This window comes from Micromonospora sp. SYSU B005 (assembly GCF_055362685.1).
Genome location: NZ_JAXCFU010000002.1, coordinates 719,973 through 739,264, shown reverse-complemented (window position 1 = coordinate 739,264; position 19,292 = coordinate 719,973). Strand labels below are relative to the sequence as shown.

19 protein-coding genes are annotated in these 19,292 nt (G+C 73.9%); 13 read left to right on the top strand and 6 right to left on the bottom strand.

Going from position 1 to position 19,292, the window contains the following annotated elements:
* Positions 1-28: 28 nt before the first annotated feature.
* Complete coding sequence (gene helR / locus SM452_RS08750) at positions 29-2,200, bottom strand: RNA polymerase recycling motor ATPase HelR (protein WP_463839671.1); 2,172 nt, start codon at positions 2,198-2,200, stop codon at positions 29-31.
* A gap of 224 nt (positions 2,201-2,424) precedes the next feature.
* Between helR and SM452_RS08745 the strand changes: the two genes are divergently transcribed.
* From SM452_RS08745 to SM452_RS08725, 5 genes are all read left to right on the top strand, one after another.
* A complete protein-coding gene (locus SM452_RS08745; protein ID WP_357208869.1) occupies positions 2,425-3,216 on the top strand; it encodes a TetR/AcrR family transcriptional regulator in 792 nt (263 codons plus the stop codon).
* 102 nt (positions 3,217-3,318) lie between these two features.
* Entirely contained in the window at positions 3,319-3,465 is a 147-nt protein-coding gene (locus SM452_RS08740) for a hypothetical protein (protein ID WP_262015247.1), read from the top strand.
* On the top strand, positions 3,465-4,685 hold the full coding sequence (locus SM452_RS08735) for a YeiH family protein (RefSeq protein ID WP_463839670.1): 1,221 nt from the start codon (positions 3,465-3,467) through the stop codon (positions 4,683-4,685). Before SM452_RS08740 ends, SM452_RS08735 begins: the two co-directional genes overlap by 1 nt.
* Before the next feature lie 36 nt (positions 4,686-4,721).
* Entirely contained in the window at positions 4,722-5,255 is a 534-nt protein-coding gene (locus SM452_RS08730) for a flavin reductase family protein (RefSeq protein WP_463839669.1), read from the top strand.
* A 23-nt stretch (positions 5,256-5,278) separates the two neighbouring features.
* Positions 5,279-5,590 (top strand): NIPSNAP family protein, encoded by a 312-nt coding sequence (locus tag SM452_RS08725; RefSeq protein ID WP_355509265.1) that lies wholly within the window; start codon positions 5,279-5,281, stop codon positions 5,588-5,590.
* Positions 5,591-5,623: 33 nt separating this feature from the next.
* Here SM452_RS08725 and SM452_RS08720 read toward each other — a convergent pair whose 3' ends face one another.
* On the bottom strand, positions 5,624-6,634 hold the full coding sequence (locus SM452_RS08720) for a helix-turn-helix transcriptional regulator (protein WP_436798892.1): 1,011 nt from the start codon (positions 6,632-6,634) through the stop codon (positions 5,624-5,626).
* 86 nt (positions 6,635-6,720) lie between these two features.
* Between SM452_RS08720 and SM452_RS08715 the strand changes: the two genes are divergently transcribed.
* A complete protein-coding gene (locus tag SM452_RS08715) occupies positions 6,721-7,299 on the top strand; it encodes a DinB family protein (protein WP_262015242.1) in 579 nt (192 codons plus the stop codon).
* Between the two features lie 20 nt (positions 7,300-7,319).
* Positions 7,320-8,411, top strand: coding sequence for a winged helix DNA-binding domain-containing protein (locus SM452_RS08710; RefSeq protein WP_355509270.1), 1,092 nt, complete (start codon positions 7,320-7,322; stop codon positions 8,409-8,411).
* 8 nt (positions 8,412-8,419) lie between these two features.
* Here the strand turns inward: SM452_RS08710 and SM452_RS08705 are convergent, their stop codons facing one another.
* Entirely contained in the window at positions 8,420-9,631 is a 1,212-nt protein-coding gene (locus SM452_RS08705; protein WP_463839668.1) for a MalY/PatB family protein, read from the bottom strand.
* 34 nt (positions 9,632-9,665) lie between these two features.
* On the opposite strand from SM452_RS08705, the gene SM452_RS08700 reads away from it, so the two are divergent.
* Positions 9,666-10,235, top strand: coding sequence for a GNAT family N-acetyltransferase (locus SM452_RS08700; protein WP_355509274.1), 570 nt, complete (start codon positions 9,666-9,668; stop codon positions 10,233-10,235).
* Here the strand turns inward: SM452_RS08700 and SM452_RS08695 are convergent.
* Genes SM452_RS08695 through SM452_RS08685 form a run of 3 tightly spaced genes read right to left on the bottom strand, consistent with a single transcriptional unit; the run spans position 10,222 to position 13,680 of the window.
* Positions 10,222-11,223: a PQQ-like beta-propeller repeat protein gene (locus SM452_RS08695; RefSeq protein ID WP_262015238.1), complete on the bottom strand. Its 1,002-nt coding sequence runs from the start codon at positions 11,221-11,223 to the stop codon at positions 10,222-10,224. The genes SM452_RS08700 and SM452_RS08695 overlap by 14 nt on opposite strands.
* Entirely contained in the window at positions 11,220-12,041 is an 822-nt protein-coding gene (locus SM452_RS08690; RefSeq protein WP_463839723.1) for an MOSC domain-containing protein, read from the bottom strand. The genes SM452_RS08695 and SM452_RS08690 overlap by 4 nt, the downstream gene beginning before the upstream one ends.
* Positions 12,042-12,051: 10 nt before the next feature.
* Positions 12,052-13,680, bottom strand: a complete 1,629-nt coding sequence (locus tag SM452_RS08685; protein WP_463839667.1) for an isovaleryl-CoA dehydrogenase — start codon at positions 13,678-13,680, stop codon at positions 12,052-12,054.
* Positions 13,681-13,858: 178 nt separating this feature from the next.
* Here SM452_RS08685 and SM452_RS08680 point away from each other — a divergent pair, with 178 nt between their 5' ends.
* From SM452_RS08680 to SM452_RS08660, 5 genes are read left to right on the top strand one after another with little or no spacing between them, the layout of a single operon-like run.
* Positions 13,859-15,397: an ABC transporter substrate-binding protein gene (locus SM452_RS08680; protein WP_463839666.1), complete on the top strand. Its 1,539-nt coding sequence runs from the start codon at positions 13,859-13,861 to the stop codon at positions 15,395-15,397.
* Positions 15,397-16,341, top strand: a complete 945-nt coding sequence (locus tag SM452_RS08675) for an ABC transporter permease (protein ID WP_013476859.1) — start codon at positions 15,397-15,399, stop codon at positions 16,339-16,341. Before SM452_RS08680 ends, SM452_RS08675 begins: the two co-directional genes overlap by 1 nt.
* Positions 16,338-17,219 (top strand): ABC transporter permease, encoded by an 882-nt coding sequence (locus SM452_RS08670; RefSeq protein WP_013476858.1) that lies wholly within the window; start codon positions 16,338-16,340, stop codon positions 17,217-17,219. Before SM452_RS08675 ends, SM452_RS08670 begins: the two co-directional genes overlap by 4 nt.
* 26 nt (positions 17,220-17,245) lie before the next feature.
* Positions 17,246-18,247 carry an ABC transporter ATP-binding protein gene (locus SM452_RS08665; RefSeq protein WP_194802562.1) on the top strand — a complete coding sequence of 334 codons (1,002 nt, stop codon included), beginning with the start codon at positions 17,246-17,248 and terminating at the stop codon, positions 18,245-18,247.
* The gene (locus SM452_RS08660; RefSeq protein WP_463839665.1) at positions 18,244-19,281 is read left to right on the top strand and encodes an ABC transporter ATP-binding protein; all 1,038 of its coding nucleotides are present in this window, start codon (positions 18,244-18,246) and stop codon (positions 19,279-19,281) included. The genes SM452_RS08665 and SM452_RS08660 overlap by 4 nt, the downstream gene beginning before the upstream one ends.
* Positions 19,282-19,292 lie beyond the last annotated feature (11 nt).

The following is a 19,292-nucleotide window of genomic DNA, read 5'->3' as shown; positions in this document are numbered from 1 at the left end:
CGGTGCGTGCGCCGCCCCCGGGGCACGGTCACGGCCCGGTCAGCACGACCAGTTCGCCGGTGGCCCGGGTCATCGCGACGTACCGGTCCACCGCCCCGGCGACCCCGTCGCCGAACGCCTCCGGGTCGACCAGCACCACCAGGTCGAACTCCAGCCCCTTGGCCAGCACCGGGCTCAGCGACCGGACCCGCTCCGAGGCCGGGAACGCCGGATCGCCGATGACGCACGCGACGCCCTCACTGTGGGCGGCCAGCCAGCCGTCCACCACCGCGCGCAGCTCGGCGCGGGCGCCGTATCGCACCGGAGCGCCGTCGCGGATGGACGTGGGCACGTTGGCATCCGGCAGCACGGCCCGGATCACCGGTTCGGCCGCCGCCATCACCTGGGCCGGAGTGCGGTAGTTGACTGACAGCGTCGCCACCTCGACGCGGTCGAACCCGGCCCGCGCCAGCCGCTGCGGCCACGACTCGGTGAACCCGTGCCGCGCCTGCGCCCGGTCACCGACCACGGTGAAGCTGCGCGACGGGCAGCGCGCCAGCAGCATCTGCCACTGCGCATCGGTCAGCTCCTGCGCCTCGTCCACCACGACGTGCGCGAACGGCCCGGCCAGCAGGTCCGGATCGACCGCGCTCAACACGCTGGAGTCGACCAGGCTGGTGCGCATGTCCTCGCCGTACAGCATGGTCATCAGACCCTCGCCGTCGTCGTAGGCGTGCGACGCGATCAGCGCGTCGACCACCGTGTCCATCTCGGCGCGCTGCGCGGCCAGCACCCCCTCGTCGCGGCGCCGCCGCAGCGACGCCTCCGGGTCGCCGACCCGCCGCCGGGCCGCGTCCAGCCACGGCAGGTCCGCCACCGTCCAGGCTCGAGGGTCGGCCCGCCGCAGCGTACGGATCTCCTCGACGCTCAGCCACGGGGCGCACCGGCGCAGGTAGGCCGGCACCGACCACAGGTCGGCCACCACGTCGAGCGGGTCGAGCAGCGGCCACGCCCGGCCGAACGCGGTGACCAGTTCCCGGTCGCGCCCCAGCGCCCGGCGGACCGCCTCCTCCGGCTCGTCGCCGCGGTACTTCTCCAGCAGGATCGTGAGCAGTTCCTCCCACACCTCGTCGCGGGCCTCGTTGTGCGGGACACCCGGCCCGGCCGCCTCGAACGCCGTCGCCCAGTCGTCGGCGGTCAGCCGCAGCTCCGCGTCCCCGACCCCGACAGTCATTCCGGCCGTGGGCGGCTCCTCGTAGAAGCGGACCGCGGCGTCGACAACGCGCACCAGTTCCCCGGACGCCTTCAGCCGCGCCACCTCCGGGTCGGCCTCCCGCGCCGCCGCCGCGCCCTCCGGCACCAGGTCGGCCAGCGTGCAGATCTGCACGTCCTCCTCACCCAGGCTGGGCAGCACGTCGGAGACGTAGTTCAGGTACGGCTGGTGCGGCCCGACCACCAGCACCCCGCCCCGGCGCTCGCCCAGCCGTGGATCGGCGTGCAGCAGGTACGCGGTGCGGTGCAGCGCCACCACCGTCTTGCCGGTGCCGGGACCGCCGTCCACCACCAGCGCGCCCCGGGAACCGGCCCGGATGATCGCGTCCTGGTCGGCCTGGATGGTGCCGAGCACGTCGCGCATCCGCGCCGACCGGGTCGCGCCCAGGCTGGCGATGAACGCCGACTGGTCGTCCAGCGCGGCGTGCCCGGCCAGCCCGTCGGCGGTGAACACCTCGTCCCAGTAGTCGGTGATCCGGCCCGCGGTCCACCGATACCGGCGGCGGCTGACCAGGCCCATCGGGTCGGCGTGCGTCGCGCCGAAGAGCGGCTCGGCGGCGGGGGAGCGCCAGTCCAGCAGCAACCGGCCGCCCGCGCCGTCGGTCAGGCCGAGCCGGCCCACGTACACCGGTTCGCCGCCGTCCGCGCCGACCATCCGGCCCAGGCACAGGTCCAGGCCGTAACGGCGCAGCGTACGCAGGCGCGCGCTCAGCCGCCGGACCTCCTGGTCCCGGTCGACCGCCTGCCGGCCCCGGCCGCCCGCGGCCCGGCGCGTCGCGTCGAGCCGGTCGGTCAGGTCGGCGATCGAGCGGCGCAGGCTGTCCGCGATGGCGGCGAAGTGCCGCTCGTCGGCGGCGATCAGCTCGGGGTCGGCCTTCGCCGACAGTCGCTCGGGTAGATCGAAAACGCTCGTGGCAGGCAGATTCAACTCGTCTCCGATCACGGGCACGGCCGAGCCTCCGCTCTTCGCGGCTTTTCGAATGGCACGGCAATGGGTTACGGCCGGCAATTGTGCGCCCCGACCCCGGTCTTGCGGCAAGACCGGGGGTGCGCTATATGTTGGTAGTGGCGGGAGAACCCGCCATTCTTTTTGCGCGAACAATTCTCGGGCTGCCCTTTTCCGGCGTCCCGCCGCCGTCCGGTGACCGGCCCGGCCGGTAGGATGACGGCACCATGTCGAAGGAGCGCCGGCGCAAGGCCGATCCCGCCCGCAGCCTGGCCCTTCTCTGGCGCACCCGGGAACCGGCCAGCCGTGGCGCCGGTCCCGGTCTCAGCGTCGACCGGATCGTGCGCACCGCGATCGAGATCGCCGACGCCGAGGGCATCGACGCGCTCACCATGCGCCGGGTCAGCGAGGCGCTCGGCGTGGGCACCATGTCCGTCTACACGTACGTGCCGGGTAAGGCGGAACTGCTCGACGTCATGGTGGACGCCGTCCTCGGTGACCTGCCGCGCCCGGCCGACGTGCCGGGTGGCTGGCGGGGCCGGCTGGAACGCATCGCGCGGGACAACCTCGCTCTCTACCGGGCCCACCCGTGGCTGCTGCGCGCCGAGACGACCCGGCCGGTGCTCGGCCCGAACGTGCTCGCCAAGTACGACTACGAGCTGCACGCCGTGGCGGACATCGGGCTCGACGACGTGGAGATGGACGCGGTGCTCACGCTCGTGCTGGGGCACGCCAAGAACGCGGCCCGGGTCGCGCTGGACGTGGCCGAGCTGGAACGTGAGACCGGGATGACCGACGACCAGTGGTGGCGGACGCACGGGCCCTGGCTGGAGAAGTTCATGACCGCCGGCAGCTTCCCGCTCGCCGCGCGGGTCGGCACCGCCGCGGGCATGGCGCACGGCGCGGCGTACGGGCCGGACCACGCCTTCGAGTTCGGCCTCCAGCGGGTGCTCGACGGCATCTCGGTGGTGGTGGCCGAGCGTGCCGGTGGCGAGCCGGGGCCCGGGAAGACCTTGTAATCCTACTAGTTAAGTAGGAAACTCTCGTTGGGGTCGATGATCCCCCGTCACCCCTCGCCTCCGGCTGCCCTCCGTCGCCCGCGCGTACCCGTAGGAGCCCGCATGAGCAACGCGCCCACGCCACCCGAACCGCCCACCGCTGGCCACTCCCGGCTCGCCCTCAACGAGGACTGGGCAGCCACCGTCCTCGGCCTCGCGCTGCTGCTCCTGGTGCTGGCCGGCGCCATCCCCGCCGGGCTGGTGCCGTGATGGCCGGCGCCCCGGAATCCGCCACCCACAGCACCGCCGCCGGGTCGTCCGCGGCCTCCACCGCGGACGCCCCGGCCGCCGCGACCTCAGTGGACCGATCGGACCGCACACCGTCGGACGCCACGCCCTCGGCCGATCTGCGTTCCGGCGCGTTCTGGGTGTGGACCGTCCTGGGCCTGCTGGTGGTGTTCGGTCTCGCCGCGCTCACCCGCTACCTGGAACAGAACGTGCCGGTCTGGGCCGAGGGCAGCGCGGTCGAGGACGTGGCCGCCGCGATCGAGTACCCGGTCTACGCGATCCTGCTCGGCCTGCTCGGCAACCTCGTCGTCACCGTGACCGGCCTGCGGGACCGGATCTCCGCCGCGTTCCGTACCGAGTTCTTCATCAAGACCGGCCTGGTGCTGCTCGGCGCCTCGATCAACCTGGCAGTCATCGCGAGCGCCGCCGGTCCCGCCATCGCCCAGGCGCTGCTGCTGATCAGCGGCGTGTTCCTGTTCACCTGGTGGCTGGCCGGGCGGTTCGGTCTGGACGAGAAGCTGCGGGCGCTGCTCGCCTCGGCGGTGTCGATCTGCGGGGTGAGCGCCGCGATCGCCGCCGCCGGCGCGGTCCGCGCACGCCGGGAACAGCTCGCGTACACGGCCAGCCTGGTCATCGCGTTCGCGCTGCCGTCGATCTTCCTGCTGCCGTGGCTGGCCGACGTGCTCGGCCTCTCCGACGCGGTCGCCGGCGCCTGGATCGGCGGCAACATCGACACCACCGCCGCCGTGACCGCTGCCGGCGCGCTCGCCGGTGAGGACGCGCTCCAGATCGCCAGCATCGTCAAGGTCACCCAGAACGCGCTGATGGGCGTGGTCGCGGTGGCGCTCACCGCGTACTTCGCGCTGCGGGTGGAGCGGCGGCCGGACGCCCCGCGCCCCGGGCTCGGCGAGCTGTGGCGCCGGTTCCCGAAGTTCGTCCTCGGGTTCGTCGCCGCCTCGGTGATCGCCACCTGGTACCTCGACACCGCGGGCGCGGACGGCAAGGCCACGATGGCGGTCGTCACCGACCTGCGCGTCTGGTTCCTCATCCTGGCCTTCGTCAGCATCGGCCTGGAGGTCCGCGTGTCGTCGCTGCGCGAGGCCGGCTGGCGGCCGGTGACCGTGTTCGCCGCCGCCACCGTGTTCAACCTGGTGCTGGCCCTCGGGCTGGCGTCGGTGCTGTTCCACGGCTTCACGGCCTGACCGCCGTCCCGCCCCCGTACACCTTGGAGGAACGCCGTGACCGAGCCCGCCGACACCCCGGTCGACGCCGACGCCGACGCGCTGCGGACGCTGCTGCGGCACCAGGCCAGCACCGTCACAGTGGTCACCGCCGCCGGTCCGCCCGCGGCCGGGTTCACCGCCACCTCGTTCACCGCGGTGTCGCTGCGACCGCCGATCGTCTCGTTCTGCCTGGACCGGGGGGCGTCGAGCTGGCCGGTGGTGTCCCGGGCCCGGCACGTCGGGGTGCACCTGCTCGGGCACGGCCAGCACGAGCTGGCCCGGACGTTCGCCACCAGCGGGATCGACCGGTTCGCCGGGCCGACCCGCTGGCGGCCCGGCCCGGAAGGGGTGCCGGTCCTCGACGACACGCTGGCCTGGCTGCTGTGCCGGGTGGTGGACCGGGTTGTCGTCGGGGACCACGCCGTGGTGCTTGCCGAACCGGAACTGCTCCGGCACGCCGACGTCGGCTCGCCGCTGCTCTACCACCGGGGGCGGTACGCGGGCCTGGCCGACACGACCGACCCCGGCGACCGCCGCTCCGCCGCCTGACCGGCCGCCGCTATCGTGGCCGCGTGATCACCTGCGTCGTGCACTACACGATCGACCCCGCGCAGCTCGAGGCGTTCGAGCGTTTCGCCCGTACCTGGATGCGGCTGGTGGCACGGCACGGCGGCGTGCACCACGGCTACTTCCTGCCCGCCGAGGGCGCCAGCGACCGGGCCGAGGCGCTGTTCAGCTTCTCCAGCCTGGCGGCGTACGAGCAGTACCGGGCCCGGTTCGGAGTGGACCCGGAGTTCGTCGCCGCCGACCGGATCCGCGAGGAGTCGGGCTGCGTCCTGCGGTACGAGCGCACGTTCATGCGCCCGCTCCTGCCGACCGACTGACACCCCCGGCACGACCGGGGCAGTGGGAGGCGGTCAACCGCTGCGCGGCGCGTCCGGGGCCTGGGCGGCGGCTGCGTAACGGCGGGCCAGGCGGGCGAACGCCTCGCGCAGCTCCGGCGGCCCGACCACCTCGATGTCGGCGTCGTAGCGGCCGAGCACAGCGGCCAGCCCGGGCCACGACCAGGCGCCCAGCACCAGCCGGCAGCGGTCCGGGCCCAGCGCCTCCACGATCCCGTCGCGGGTCCACCCGGACACCACCCGGGCGGGCAGGTCGAGGATCACCTCCCCGCGGCAGGGCCAGTCGCCCGGCCCGGTGGCGCCCTTGAACCGGCCGGCGACGTACGCGGCCACGTCCCCGCCGGGCAGCTCGCGGGGCGTGAACCGGGGGCCGGTGGGCGTACGCGGGCTGATCCGGTCGACCCGGAACGTGCGCCAGTCGTCGCGGTCGAGGTCCCAGGCGACGAGGTACCAGCGGCCGCCCCAGGTGACCAGGTGGTGCGGCTGCACCCGGCGCGGCGGCCGGCCCGCGACCGGCGGCGTCGCGGACACCGACTCGTAGTCGAAGCGCAGCTCCTCGCGGGCGTGCACGGCGGCGCTCAACGTGATCAGCAGCGCCGGTTCCACCCGGTGCTGTGCCGGCGTGCCGGCGCGTTGCACGTCGACCACCCGCAGCGCGTCCACCCGGTGCCGCAGCCGCGCCGGCATCACCTGCCGCACCGTGGTCAGCGCCCGCGCGGCCGCCTCCTCGATGCCGGTCACCCCACCGGCGGCGGTCTGCAACGCCACGGTGAGGGCGACCGCCTGCTCGTCGTCGAAGAGCAGCGGCGGCAGCGCCGAGCCGGCGCCCAGCCGGTAGCCGCCGTCCGGCCCCTTGGCGCTCTCGATCGGATAGCCCAGCTCCCGCAGCCGGTCGACGTCGCGGCGCACGGTACGCGGGCTGACCCGCAGCCGTTCGGCGAGCAGCGATCCGGGCCAGTCGCGTCGCGCCTGCAACAGGGACAGCAGGGCGAGCAGTCGGGCGGAGGTCTTCGGCACGACACGCATTCTGCCGCGAGAAGAGGACACTTCCTGACCGCTATGCCTGCGAGGGTGGACCCGTACCCGATCAGGACCGGAAGGAACCGATGACGATGACCGGCACCACCACGACCCCCACCACCCTGGACGCCGAGCGGACCGACCTGCTGGCCGAGCTCGCCGAGGCCCGGAACATGCTGATCAACACGGTCCGTGGCCTGACCGACGAGCAGGCCGGGCAGAAGCCGACCGTCAGCGCGCTCTGCCTGGGCGGCCTGATCAAGCACGTCGCGTCCACCGAGGAGGCGTGGCTGCGGTTCGTGGTCGAGGGCCCCTCGGCGATGTCCTTTGCCATGCCCGAGGGCGTCACCTGGGAGGACTTCATGTCCGGGCAGGCCCGCGAGCTGCCGCAGTGGGCGATCGAGCGGGGACGGGACTTCCAGATGCTGCCCGAGGACACGCTGCCGGCCATCCTCGACCGGTACGCCCGCGTCGCCGCCCGTACCGAGGAGATCGTGGCCGGCGTCGAGGACCTGTCGGCCACCTGGCCGGTCCCGGACGCGCCGTGGAACGAGCCCGGTTCGGTCCGCAGCGTCCGGCGGGTGCTGATCCACGTCATCGCCGAGACCACGCAGCACGCCGGGCACGCGGACATCCTGCGCGAGAGCATCGACGGCCAGACCACCACCTGAGCCGGCCGGAGAACGAAGCCGTGACAGTGCTCGACCGGCGTGCGCTCAACCGGGCGACGCTCGCCCGGCAACTGCTGCTCGACCGCGCCGACCTGCCGGTGGCCGACGCGGTGGCGCACCTGTGCGGGTTGCAGGCCCAGGAGCCGCAGGAGCCGTACGTCGGGCTCTGGTCGCGGCTGCGGGCCTTCGACCCGGCGGTCCTGTCGGACCTGTTGGTGCGCCGCCGCCTGGTGCGTACCCACCTGATGCGCCGCACCGTGCACCTGCTCGCCGCGGACGACGTGCTGGCCTGGCGGTCCCGGCACGACGCGATGCTGCGGCAGCGGGTGCTGGGCGTCTACCGCGGCGAGTTCGACGGGGTCGACCTCGACGAACTCGCCGCGGCGGCCCGGGAGATCCTGGCCGACGGCGAGCCCCGCACCACCGCCGAGATCGTGGGGGCGCTCGCCGCGCGCTGGCCGGCGACCGATCGGCGGGCGCTCGGCGAGATCGTGCTCGCGCTGGTGCCGGCCGTGCAGGCGCCGCCGCGCGGACTGTGGCGGACCACGGCCGGCGTCCGTACCGTCGCTCTGGCCCGGTGGCTGGGCCGCGACGCCGAACCGCCCGGCCCGGACGGCGACGACCCGGCCGGGCGGGCGCTGGTGCGGCGCTACCTGGCCGCGTTCGGGCCGGCCGCGTCGGCGGACCTGCGCGCCTGGTGCGGCCTCGCCGGGCTGCCCGCCGCGGTGGCCGCGGTCCGCGACGAGCTGGTGGCCTTCCGGGACGCGCGGGGCCGCACGCTGCTGGATCTGCCGGACGCGCCCCGGCCCGACCCGGACACCCCCGCGCCGGTACGGTTCCTGCCCGCCTTCGACAACGCCGTGCTCGGCTACCACGACCGCAGCCGGATCATCGACGACGCCCACCGCAACCTCTCCGTGGCCGGGGCCCGGTTCGTGCTCGTCGACGGCCGGGTCGCCGCCACCTGGACGGTCGACGCGGGCGTCGTGGTGGTCACGCCGCTGCGCGCGTTCACCCGCGCCGAGCGCACGGCGGTCACCGCCGAGGGCGGCGCCGTGGCGTCGTTCCTGTCCGAGGGCGACAACCAGGGGGTACGCGTGGCCGCCCGTTGAGCCGCACGTCAGGCGGTCGCCGCCGCCCGGCCCATCCGGGCGACCGCCTCGGTGAGCACGGCGGGGGAGGTGGCGAAGTTGAGCCGCACGAACCCGGCGCCGCCGCTGCCGAAGACGTGCCCGGAGCTGAGCGCCACCCGGGCCCGGTCGAGGAACATCCGCGCCGGACCGGCCACGTCGCTCGCCACGCCCGGTCCGTCGCCCGCCTCGGTGGGTACGCCGAGGCGCCGGCAGTCCAGCCAGGCCAGGTACGTGCCCTCGGGCGGCTGCCACGACACGGTCGGCAGGTGGTCGCTCAGCAGTGACCCGAGCAGCGCCCGGTTCGCGTCGAGGCCGTCGAGCAGCCGGTCCAGCCACGGCCCGCCGGCTCGGAACGCGGCCGTGTGCGCGAGCACCCCGAGGTGGCTGGGGCCGTGACTGACCTCCTCCGGCATCCGGGCCAGGTCGTCCGCCGCGTCCGGCCCGGCGACCGCCAGCGCCGCCTTGAGCCCGGCCAGGTTCCACGCCTTCGACGCGGACACCAGCGCGAACGCGTTCTCCGCACCCGGCACCGTCAGGTACGGGGTGAACCGCGCGCCGGGCAGCGCCAGCGGCGAGTGGATCTCGTCGGCCACCACCCGTACGCCGTGCCGCGCGGCCAGCTCGGCGACGGTGGCCAGCTCGTCGGGCCGGTGCACCACACCGGTCGGGTTGTGCGGGTTGCAGAGCAGGAACGCCGGGCGGTCGCCGATCGCGCGGGCCCGCCGGAACGCCTCCTCCAGCGCGGCCGGGTCGAGCCGCAGGTCCGCGCCGAGCGGCGCCTCGAGGACCTGCCGCCCGGCGTTGGCGACGAACGCGTAGAACGGCGGGTAGACCGGGGGAGTGACCACCACCGCGTCACCCGGGCCGGTGACCAGGCGCAGCACCTCGACCGTACCCATCATCACGTCCGGTACGAGCGAGGTCCGGCCGACCGGGAAGTCGGCCCAGCCCCACCGCTGCGCGGCGAACCCGCCGACCGCCTCGGCGTACCCGGTGCCGTACGCGTAGCCGGTGTCGCCCAGCTCGACCGCCCGGCGCAGCGCCTCGGCCACCGGCGGCGCCAGCGGCACGTCCTGCTCGGCCACCCACAGCGGCAGCACGTCCGGCGGGTAGAGCCGCCACTTCACGCTCGTGCGCTGCCGGAGCTGGTCGAGCGTGAGCTGGGTGAGCGGGTTGCCCTCGTCGGCGGAAACGACCATGCGGCCCACCCTAGGTTCCTCCTACCATCGCCGGATGACCCACCCGGCGTACCCGCTGCGCACGCCCCGGCTGCTGCTGCGCCCGGTCACGCTCGACGACCTCGACGACGTGCACGCCTGGCAGCGCCGCCCGGACGTGGTCCGCTGGATGGCCGGCGCCGCGCCGCGTACCCGGGCGGAGTCCCTGTCGTCGGTGACCGCGATGACCGGCGAGGACGCGCTGCGCGCGGAGGGCGACTGCCTGACGCTCGCCGTGGTGCGCGACGCGCGGGTGATCGGCGCGGTCGAGCTGGTGTGGCGCAGCGCCGCGGACCGCACCGCCGAGCTGGGGTACGTCTTCCACCCCGACCACGGCGGCAGGGGGCTGGCCACGGAGGCGGCCGGCGCGCTGCTGGACTGGGGTTTCGGCGCGTTCGGGCTGCACCGGGTGATGGCCCGCTGCCACGCGGACAACGCGCCGTCGGCGCGCCTGATGGCCCGGCTCGGCATGCGGCGGGAGGCGCGGCACGTGCGCAGCTACCGGTTCCGGGACGGCTGGGCCGACCAGCTCGTCTACGCGATCCTGGCCGACGAGTGGCGGTCCCGGCCGGTCAGGTCGGGCTGAACGCGCTCAGTCCACCCGCCCCGGCGAGCAGCACGGTCTCCGGGTCGAGGGCGTGCAGGGAGTCGATCCGGCGTAGCGCGGTGGTCCGCTCGTGGACGCCGTCGTCGTCCACGAGCAGGAGGACGCCGGACCGTCGAGCCACCACGTGACTGTCGCCGACCGGCGCGACGCCCTCCGCCGGCGGATCGCCCGGACCCACCCGCCGGTGGACGGCGCCGGTGGTCACGTCGACGGCGGTCAGGCCGCCCCGGTTGTCGCGTACCCAGGCGAGGGTGCCCGTGACGGAGGGCGAGTCCGGGGTGAGGTCGGCCTCGGCGCGGAAGAACTCCTCGCCGTCGCCGGATCCGAGGTGGACCCGCCGGATCGTGCGCGGGCCGCACCGGAGCAGCACGTGGTCGTCGTCGACGGTGACGAGGGCCGGGGAGTGGTCGCTGTCCGTCAGCGGCTCGGGCAGGGCGAGCCGGCGCACCTCGTCGCCGCTGCCGGCGTTGAGTATTCGCAGCTCGGACCCTCCATGGGCACCCACCACGACGACGCCACCGGCAACCGCGGGCCGTACCGTGGCCACCCGCGCGGCGGTGGCCCACCGCGTCGTCCCGGTCTCCCGGTCCAGCGCGCGCAGTGCGGTGTAGCCGCGCCACCCGCCCACCAGCACGGTGTCCCCGCCCACCACGAGATGACCGGTGTACGGTGGCACCGCCGTGCGCCACGCCAGCGCTCCGGTGCGCAGGTCGAGGCAGTCCACCTCGTCCCGGTTCTGCGGCAGCGCCCAGCACCGCTCGCCCGCAACGACCACCGCTCGGGGCCAGGTGCCCAGCGGTACGTCCCAGCGCGCGTCGCCGGTCGCGGCGTCCAGCCCGACCAGGCGGGTGGCGCGTTCGTGCGCCACCACGTACCCCGACGTCACCGCGACCGCCTGCGGCCCACGCAGGTGTGACGGCCTGCTCCACCGCACCCGGGCCGGTGGCAGGCGGGTGCGGCCTGTCATGTCGCCTCGCACTCGTCTCCGACCCGGATCTCCCCGGTGGTCAGCGGGACCAGCCGGACGCCGAACCAGGTCTTGCCGTCGTAGCGCCGGTGCCGGGCCAGCGTGCGGATCGGTTCCTTCCCGCGCGCCAGGGTCTCCGGGTCGATGAGCGTCACCGAGCAGCGGTCGCAGCGTTCGGACACCCGGAAGTCGACGGCGCCGATGCGCACCCGCGTCCAGCCGTCCTCGGCGAACGGTTCGAGCGGTCCGTCCAGCACCACAGTCGGCCGGAACCGGGCCATCGCCAGCGGCTCCGGCGCGGGCTCGCCGCGTTCCAGCGCGCCCTCGACGATCCAGTCCCGCAGCCGCCGCAGCGACGGCGCCGTGGCGACCAGCAGCGGTCCGGCGTCGGAGAGGTTCAGCGGATCACCGGGTCCACCGCCGTGTTCGGCAGACATCGGCCGGCGGCGCGGATCGTCCAGCCAGGCCAGCCGTACGGGACGGCCCAGCCGGGCGGAGAGCCAGTCGTGGGCCTCGTCGGCGGCGAGCCGGACCGTGTCCAGCCGGGACACGTCGGTCGGGACCGGCGGGCCGTCGACCGGTTCGGCGACCGTCAGCGACGACCCGTCGCGGGCGGTGAGCGTGATCGACCCGGGGCCGGGCGCGGCGGTCAGGCCGAGCAGCGCCGGCAGGGCGGTCGAGCCCAGTTTGCCGCCGCCCGGGCGCAGCACCAGCCAGCGGCGGTCGTGACGCAGCCCCCACGGCTCGACGTCGGCCCGGTCGACGTCCACGCCGCCGAGGGACTTGACCGGATACAGGTGTACCGAGGCGAGCCGCATCACCACGCCGTCAGCCGACCTTCGGGGTGGCGCGGACGATGATCGCTGCCAGATCCAGCCCGCCCGGCAGCGTCCCGTACGCCTGCCCGTGGTCGCCGTCGAGCCGGGACGCGCAGAACGCGTCGGCGACCGCCGGGTGGCCGTGGCGCACCAGCAGCGCGCCCTGCAGCACCAGCGCCAGCCGCTCCACCACCCGCCGGGCGCGCAGCTCCAGGTCGGTGTGGTCGGCCAGCTCGTCGCGGACCCGTCGCACCGCCGCGTCCAGCCGGGCGTCCGCGCCGGCCGCGGCGGCCACCTCCGCCTCGTACGCGGCGAGCACCTGCGGTTCCCGGGTGAGCGCGCGCAGCACGTCGAGGGCGGCGACGTTGCCGGAGCCCTCCCAGATCGAGTTCAGCGGCGACTCACGGAACAGCCGCGGCATGCCGGACTCCTCCACGTAGCCGTTGCCGCCCAGGCACTCCAGCGCCTCGGCGGCGTGCCCCGGCCAGCGCTTGCACACCCAGTACTTGCCGACTGCCAGGGCGAGACGCTTGAACGCGGTCTCGCCGTCGTCGCCGCGCGCGGACCGGTCGGTCGCGCCGGCCAGCCGGACCATCAGGACGGTGGCGGCCTCGGACTCCACCGCCAGGTCGGCCAGCACGTTGCGCATCAGCGGCTGGTCGGCCAGGTAGTCGCCGAACGCCCGCCGGTGGGTGGCGTGGTGCACGGCGGTGGTCACGCCGTGGCGCATCCCGGCCGCCGCGCCGATCACGCAGTCCAGCCGGGTCAGGTTGACCATGTCGATGATGGTGCGCACGCCCCGGCCCTCGTCGCCGACGCGCCACGCCACCGCGTGCTCGTACTCGACCTCGGCGGAGGCGTTGGAGCGGTTGCCGAGCTTGTCCTTGAGCCGCATCAGCCGCATCGGGTTACGGGTGCCGTCGGGCAGCACCCGGGGGACCAGGAAGCAGGTGAGGCCGCCGGGCGCCTGGGCGAGGGTGAGGAAAAGGTCGCACATGGGCGCCGAGGTGAACCACTTGTGCCCGACGAGCCGGTAGCTGCCGTCCGGCTCCGGCCGGGCCGTGGTGGTGTTGGCGCGCACGTCCGAGCCGCCCTGCTTCTCGGTCATCGACATGCCGGCGAGCAGGCCGCGCTTGGTCTGCGGCGGGCGCAGCCCGAAGTCGTACTCACGGGTGGTGAGCAGCGGCTCGTAGCGGGCGGCCAGGTCCGGGCTGTGCCGCAGCGCGGGCACGGCCGCGTAGGTCATCGAGATCGGGCAGCCGTGCCCGGCGTCGGGCCGCCACAGGTAGAAGCCGGCCGCGCGGGCCACGTGCGCGCCCGGCCGGTCGTCGGCCCACGGCGCGGCGTGCAGGCCGTGACCGACGGCGGTACGCATCAGCTCGTGCCAGGACGGGTGGAACTCCACCTCGTCGACGCGGTGGCCGTACCGGTCGTGGGTGCGCAGCACCGGCGGGTGCTCGTTGGCGAGCCGGCCGTGCTCGGCGGCCTCCTCGCCACCGGCGAGCCGGCCCAGCTCGTGCAGCCCGGGCAGCGCCCAGCCGGCGCCCTCGCGGGCCACGCCGTCGCACAGCGCCGGGTCGTCGGCGGTGTCGTGGCCGACCATCGGCGGGACCTGGTTGACGACCTCGTGTGTGGTCACGGCGGCAACTCCCAGCGCAGGTGGCGGATCAGATCGGGGCCCGGATTGAACCACCGTTCACTCCGTACCGGCAACACCCGTCGACCAGTCAATTTGGCTGGATTCGTTTGACATCATCCGGCTCGGAGATAAGACTCGCCGAAACTTTCTTTTGTCCGGGAAGTGGCTAGGGGGGCCTGTGTCCAGGAAGAAGCTCGGCGTGCTCGGCGCCGCACTCACACTGACCGTCGGCGTCCTGTCCGGATGCACCGGAGGCGAGGCGGTCGACGTCGGTGGCGGGGGGAACGCTGGCGGCGCCGGTGGTGTCCTCAACGCCGCGATCGGCGGCGAACCCGACCAGCTCGACCCGCACAAGACCTCGGCGTACTACAGCTTCCAGGTGTTGGAGAACGTCTACGACACGCTCGTCGAGCCGGACGCCGACCTGAAGATGGTGCCGTCGCTGGCGACGAAGTGGACCACCAGCGACGACCAGCTCACCTGGACCTTCACGCTGCGCGAGGGTGTGAAGTTCTCCGACGGGTCGCCGCTGACCTCCGAGGACGTCGTCTACTCGTTCGAGCGGATCATCAAGGAGAAGCTGAACAACGCGTACAAGTTCGCCACCGTCAAGTCGGTCACCGGGCCCGATCCGGCCACAGTGGTGGTGACGCTCAGCGCGCCCACGCCGAACCTGCTCGCCAACCTCGGCGGGTTCAAGGGCGTGGCGATCGTGGAGAAGTCAAACGTGGAGTCCGGCGCGGTGAAGACCGCACCGGTCGGCAGCGGCCCGTTCAAGGTGGCCGGCTACACCTCCGGCGACAGCGTCAAGCTGGTCCGCAACGACGCGTACTGGGGGGACAAGCCGAAGCTGGACGGCGTCACGTTCACCTTCGTCAAGGATCCGACGGTGGCGCTGCAGAACCTGCGCAGCGGCCAGGTCCAGTGGACCGACAACCTGCCGCCGCAGCAGGTGAAGTCGTTGCAGGACGGCGACGACCCGGTGGTGAAGTCGGCGGCCTCCACCGACTACTGGTACGTGGCGCTCAACGAGGCCCGCAAGCCGTTCGACAACCCCGAGGTGCGGCGCGCCATCGGGTACGCGCTGGACCGCGAGGCGATCACCAAGGCGGCCAAGTTCGGGCTGGCCACCGTCAACCAGACCGCCATCCCGAAGGCCAGCGCGTTCTACTACGACTACGCGCCCTACAGCCACGACCCGGGCAAGGCGAAGCAGATGCTCGGCCAGGCCGGCGTGAGCAACCTGACCATGGACCTGATGGTCACCAGCGAGTACCCGGAGACGGTCACCGCCGCGCAGGTCATCGCCGCGCAGCTCAAGGACGTCGGCATCACCGTCAAGATCCGTACGCTGGACTTCGCCCAGTGGCTCGACGAGCAGGCCAAGGGCAACTTCGACGGGTTCATGCTCGGCTGGCTCGGCAACATCGACCCGGACGAGTTCTACTACGCCCAGCACCACAGCGGCGGCACGTTCAACTTCCACAAGTACAAGAACCCGGCGGTGGACAAGCTGCTCGACGACGCCCGTACCCAGACCGACCAGGGCGCCCGCAAGCAGGCGTACGAGCAGGCGGCGAAGCAGATCGTCGACGACGCCAGCTACCTCTACCTCTACAACCCGGACGTGGTGCAGGGCTGGTCGAAGAAGGTCTCCGGCTACGACGTGCGCACCGATCGGGCGATCCGGTTCCGGTCGGTCGCCCTGGCGAAGTGATGGCCCGCTTCGTCCTGCGGCGGGTCCTCCAGTCGGCGGTCGTGCTGGTCGGCGTCACGCTCGTGGTGTTCCTGCTGCTGCAACTGGTGCCGGGTGACCCGGTCCGGGTGGCGCTCGGCACCCGGTTCGACCCGCAGACGTACGAGGCGCTGCGGGAACGCGCGGGCCTCGACCAGCCGCTGCCGGTGCAGTACGCCAGCTACCTCGGGCACGCGCTCACCGGTGACCTGGGGGTCAGCTTCCGCACCGGCCAGCCGGTGAGCCAGATCGTGCTGGAACGGCTGCCCGCCACGCTGTCGCTCGCCGTCACCGCGGTGGTGTTCGCGCTGCTCGTCGCGTTTCCGCTGGGCATCGTCGCGGCGGTACGCAGCGGCTCCGCCGTCGACCACGCCGCCCGCGTGTTCAGCCAGTTCGGCGTCTCCGTGCCGGACTTCTGGATGGGCATCATGGGCATCCTGCTGTTCGCCGGGGTGCTCGGCTGGCTGCCCCCGTCCGGTTACGTGGCGCTGACCGACGACCCCGGCCGGTGGGCCACCCACGTGGCGCTGCCGGCGGTCACCGTCGGCCTGGTCACCGCGTCGATCCTCACCCGGTTCATCCGCTCCTCGGTGCTGGAGGTGCTCTCCGCCGACTACGTGCGGACCGCCGAGGCGAAGGGGCTGCGCAACCGGGTGGTGATCGTGCGGCACGTGTTGCGCAACGCGCTCATCCCGGTGGTCACCGTGGTCGCGGTGCAGCTCGCCAGCCTGCTCGGCGGCGTCATCGTGATCGAGGTGCTGTTCGCCTGGCCCGGTATCGGCCGGCTCACCTTCGACGCCGTGCAGGCCCGCGACTATCCCGTCCTGCAGGGCGCGGTGCTGCTCGTCGCGGCGCTGTTCCTGCTTGTCAACCTGCTGGTGGACATCCTCTACGCCCGCCTCGACCCGAGGATCACGGTCAAGTGAGCGCCACGACCGAGAGCACCGGACGCCGCGTCCTGGACGCGCTGCGCCGCGACCCGCTCGCCGTGGGCGGCACGATCGTGCTCGTGCTGCTCGTCGTGGTCGGCGTGGCCGGCCCGTGGCTCGCACCGGCCGGAGTGAACGACGTCGACGTGGACCAGATGCTGCGACCGCCCAGCGGCGCGCACCCGTTCGGCACCGACGAGCTGGGCCGTGACGTGCTCAGCCGGGTGCTCGTCGCGGCCCGCGTGTCACTGCAGGTCGGCGCCGTCAGCGTCGGCATCGCGCTGGTCGCCGGGGTGACGCTCGGGCTGTTCGCCGGCTACTACCGGGGCTGGCTGGACAGCGTGCTCATGCGCTGCATGGACGTGCTGTTCGCGTTCCCGGTGCTGCTGCTGGCGGTCGCCATCGTGGCGGTGCTCGGCCCCGGCCTGCTCACCGCCATGGTCGCCATCGGCGTGGTCTACACGCCCATCTTCGCCCGGATCACCCGCGCCGGCGTGCTCTCCGTACGCGAGCAGGTGTTCGTCCGGGCCGCCGTCTCCATCGGCGCGTCCGACCTGCGCATCATGCGCCGGCACGTGCTGCCGAACATCGCCGCGCCGCTGATCGTGCAGACGTCGCTGTCGCTGGCGTTCGCGATCCTCTCCGAGGCCGCGCTGTCCTTCCTCGGCCTCGGCATCCAGCCGCCCGCGCCGGCCTGGGGCCGGATGCTGTTCGACGGGCGCGGCTTCGTCACCGACGCGTGGTGGCTGGGCGTGTTCCCGGGCGCGGCGATCTTCCTCACCGTGCTGGCGTTCAACCTGGTCGGCGACGCGCTGCGCGACGTGCTCGACCCGCGCCAGCTCACCCTGGGCGAGGCCCGCAGGAGCACCCCATGACCGAGCGCACCGACCGCACCGACCGCATGCCGAGCCAGCGCCGGCACCCCACGACCGACTCGACAGTGCTGTCGGTGGACGACCTCACCGTCACCGTCGGCACCCGACGCGGCCCGGTCCGTGCCGTCGCCGGGGTGTCCTGGCAGGTGCGGCAGGGGGAGACGTTCGCACTGGTCGGCGAGTCCGGAAGCGGCAAGAGCATGACCCTGCTCGCCGCCACCGGCCTCGCCCCGCGCGCCGCCACGGTCACCGGGCGGGTGCGGCTGCTCGACACGGAGCTGACCGCGCTGCCCGACGACCGCCGCCGCAAGGTCCGCGGCCGGCACGTCGGGTTCGTCTTCCAGGATCCGATGACCTCGCTCAACCCGGTGCTGCCGGTGGGCCGGCAGGTCACCGAGGCGGCCGAGGAACACCTCGGGCTGACCCGCCGCGCCGCCCGCGACCGGGCGGTGGAACTGCTGGAACTGGTCGGCATCCCGTCGGCCGCCCAGCGGGTCGACGCGTACCCGCACCAGTTCTCCGGTGGCATGCGCCAGCGCGTCGCCATCGCGATGGCGCTCGCCTGCGAGCCGGACCTGCTGATCGCCGACGAGCCGACCACCGCGCTCGACGTCACCACGCAGGCGCAGATCATCGAGCTGGTCGCCGACCTGCAGGCGCGGCTGGGCACCGCAGTCGTCTGGGTCACCCACGACCTGGGCGTGGTGGCGGGCATCGCCGACACCGTGGCGGTCATGTACGGGGGCCGGATCGTCGAGCAGGGCCCCGTCGACGCGGTGTTCGACACGCCCACCCATCCGTACACCCGGGCGTTGCTGGCGGCCCGGCCGGACCCGTCGCGGCGCGGCGAGGACCTGGTCGCCATTCCCGGCTCGCCGCCGAGCCCGCTGGACCTGCCGCCCGGCTGCGCGTTCTGGCCGCGCTGCCCGGTCCGCGCCGATCCCCGCTGCGAGCACGAGCTGCCCCCGCTGACGCCGGTCGGCGACGGGCACACGGTCCGTACCTTCTACCGTGGAGAGGCCGGATGAGCGCCGACACCCCGGACCTGGTCGCCGAACTGGACGACCTGAAGATGCACTTCCCGACGCCGGCCGGCACGGTCCGCGCGGTCGACGGCGTCAGCCTCGCCGTACGCCGGGGCGAGACGCTCGGGCTGGTGGGCGAGTCGGGCAGCGGCAAGTCCACCGCCGGTCTGGCGCTGCTGCGGCTCGTCGATCCGACCGGCGGGCGGGTCCGGGTGGCGGGCGAGGACGTGACCCGCTGGTCGCGCCGCCGCCTGCGCGCGACGCGCCGCCACGTGGCGATGGTCTTCCAGGATCCGCAGGCGTCGCTGGATCCACGCCGGACGGTCGGTGACAGCATCGCCGAGCCGCTGATCGTGCACCGGCTCGCCAGCTCCGCCGCCGCCCGCCGGGCCCGGGTCGCGGAGCTGCTGGATCTGGTCGGCCTGCGCGCCGACACCGCCGGCCGGTATCCGCACGAGCTGTCCGGCGGCCAGCGCCAGCGCGTCGGCGTGGCCCGGGCACTGGCCGGGGAGCCGGACCTGATCGTCCTGGACGAGCCGATCGCCTCGCTGGACCTGAGCGTGCAGGCGCAGATCATGAACCTGCTCCGGCATCTGCAACGCGACCTCGGGCTGACCTACCTGTTCATCGCGCACGACCTGGCCGCCGTCGAGCACATGAGCGACCGGATCGCGGTGATGTACCTGGGCCGCATCGTCGAGACCGGCCCACCCGAGCGGATCTACCGGCACCCGGCGCACCCCTACACGGCGGCGCTGCTGTCCGCGGTGCCGGTGGCGGACCCCCGGGTCGAGCGGGAGCGCCGCCGGATCGTGCTGACCGGCGACATCCCCAGCCCGGTGGACCCGCCGAGCGGTTGCCGCTTCCGTACCCGATGCCCCCAGGCCCGCCCCGCGTGCGCCGAGACCGATCCGGCGCTCGCCGAGGTCGGCCCGGGCCACGACGCGGCGTGCCTGTTCCCGCTCGACGGCGAGCGCGACGGCGGCCCGGGGGAGGAGGGCGCGACGACGCGCGCGGACGCCGCCGGCACGGCGTAGGCTCACCGCCG

Excerpts from the sequence above, each read along its gene's own strand:
- SM452_RS08745 (WP_357208869.1), top strand. The coding sequence starts at position 2,425 with ATGTCGAAGGAGCGCCGGCGCAAGGCCGATCCCGCCCGCAGCCTGGCC.
- SM452_RS08740 (WP_262015247.1), top strand. The coding sequence starts at position 3,319 with ATGAGCAACGCGCCCACGCCACCCGAACCGCCCACCGCTGGCCACTCC.
- SM452_RS08735 (WP_463839670.1), top strand. The coding sequence starts at position 3,465 with ATGGCCGGCGCCCCGGAATCCGCCACCCACAGCACCGCCGCCGGGTCG.
- SM452_RS08720 (WP_436798892.1), bottom strand. The coding sequence starts at position 6,634 with ATGCGTGTCGTGCCGAAGACCTCCGCCCGACTGCTCGCCCTGCTGTCC.
- SM452_RS08715 (WP_262015242.1), top strand. The coding sequence starts at position 6,721 with ATGACCGGCACCACCACGACCCCCACCACCCTGGACGCCGAGCGGACC.
- SM452_RS08705 (WP_463839668.1), bottom strand. The coding sequence starts at position 9,631 with ATGGTCGTTTCCGCCGACGAGGGCAACCCGCTCACCCAGCTCACGCTC.
- SM452_RS08700 (WP_355509274.1), top strand. The coding sequence starts at position 9,666 with ATGACCCACCCGGCGTACCCGCTGCGCACGCCCCGGCTGCTGCTGCGC.
- SM452_RS08695 (WP_262015238.1), bottom strand. The coding sequence starts at position 11,223 with ATGACAGGCCGCACCCGCCTGCCACCGGCCCGGGTGCGGTGGAGCAGG.
- SM452_RS08690 (WP_463839723.1), bottom strand. The coding sequence starts at position 12,041 with ATGCGGCTCGCCTCGGTACACCTGTATCCGGTCAAGTCCCTCGGCGGC.
- SM452_RS08675 (WP_013476859.1), top strand. The coding sequence starts at position 15,397 with ATGGCCCGCTTCGTCCTGCGGCGGGTCCTCCAGTCGGCGGTCGTGCTG.
- SM452_RS08665 (WP_194802562.1), top strand. The coding sequence starts at position 17,246 with ATGCCGAGCCAGCGCCGGCACCCCACGACCGACTCGACAGTGCTGTCG.
- SM452_RS08660 (WP_463839665.1), top strand. The coding sequence starts at position 18,244 with ATGAGCGCCGACACCCCGGACCTGGTCGCCGAACTGGACGACCTGAAG.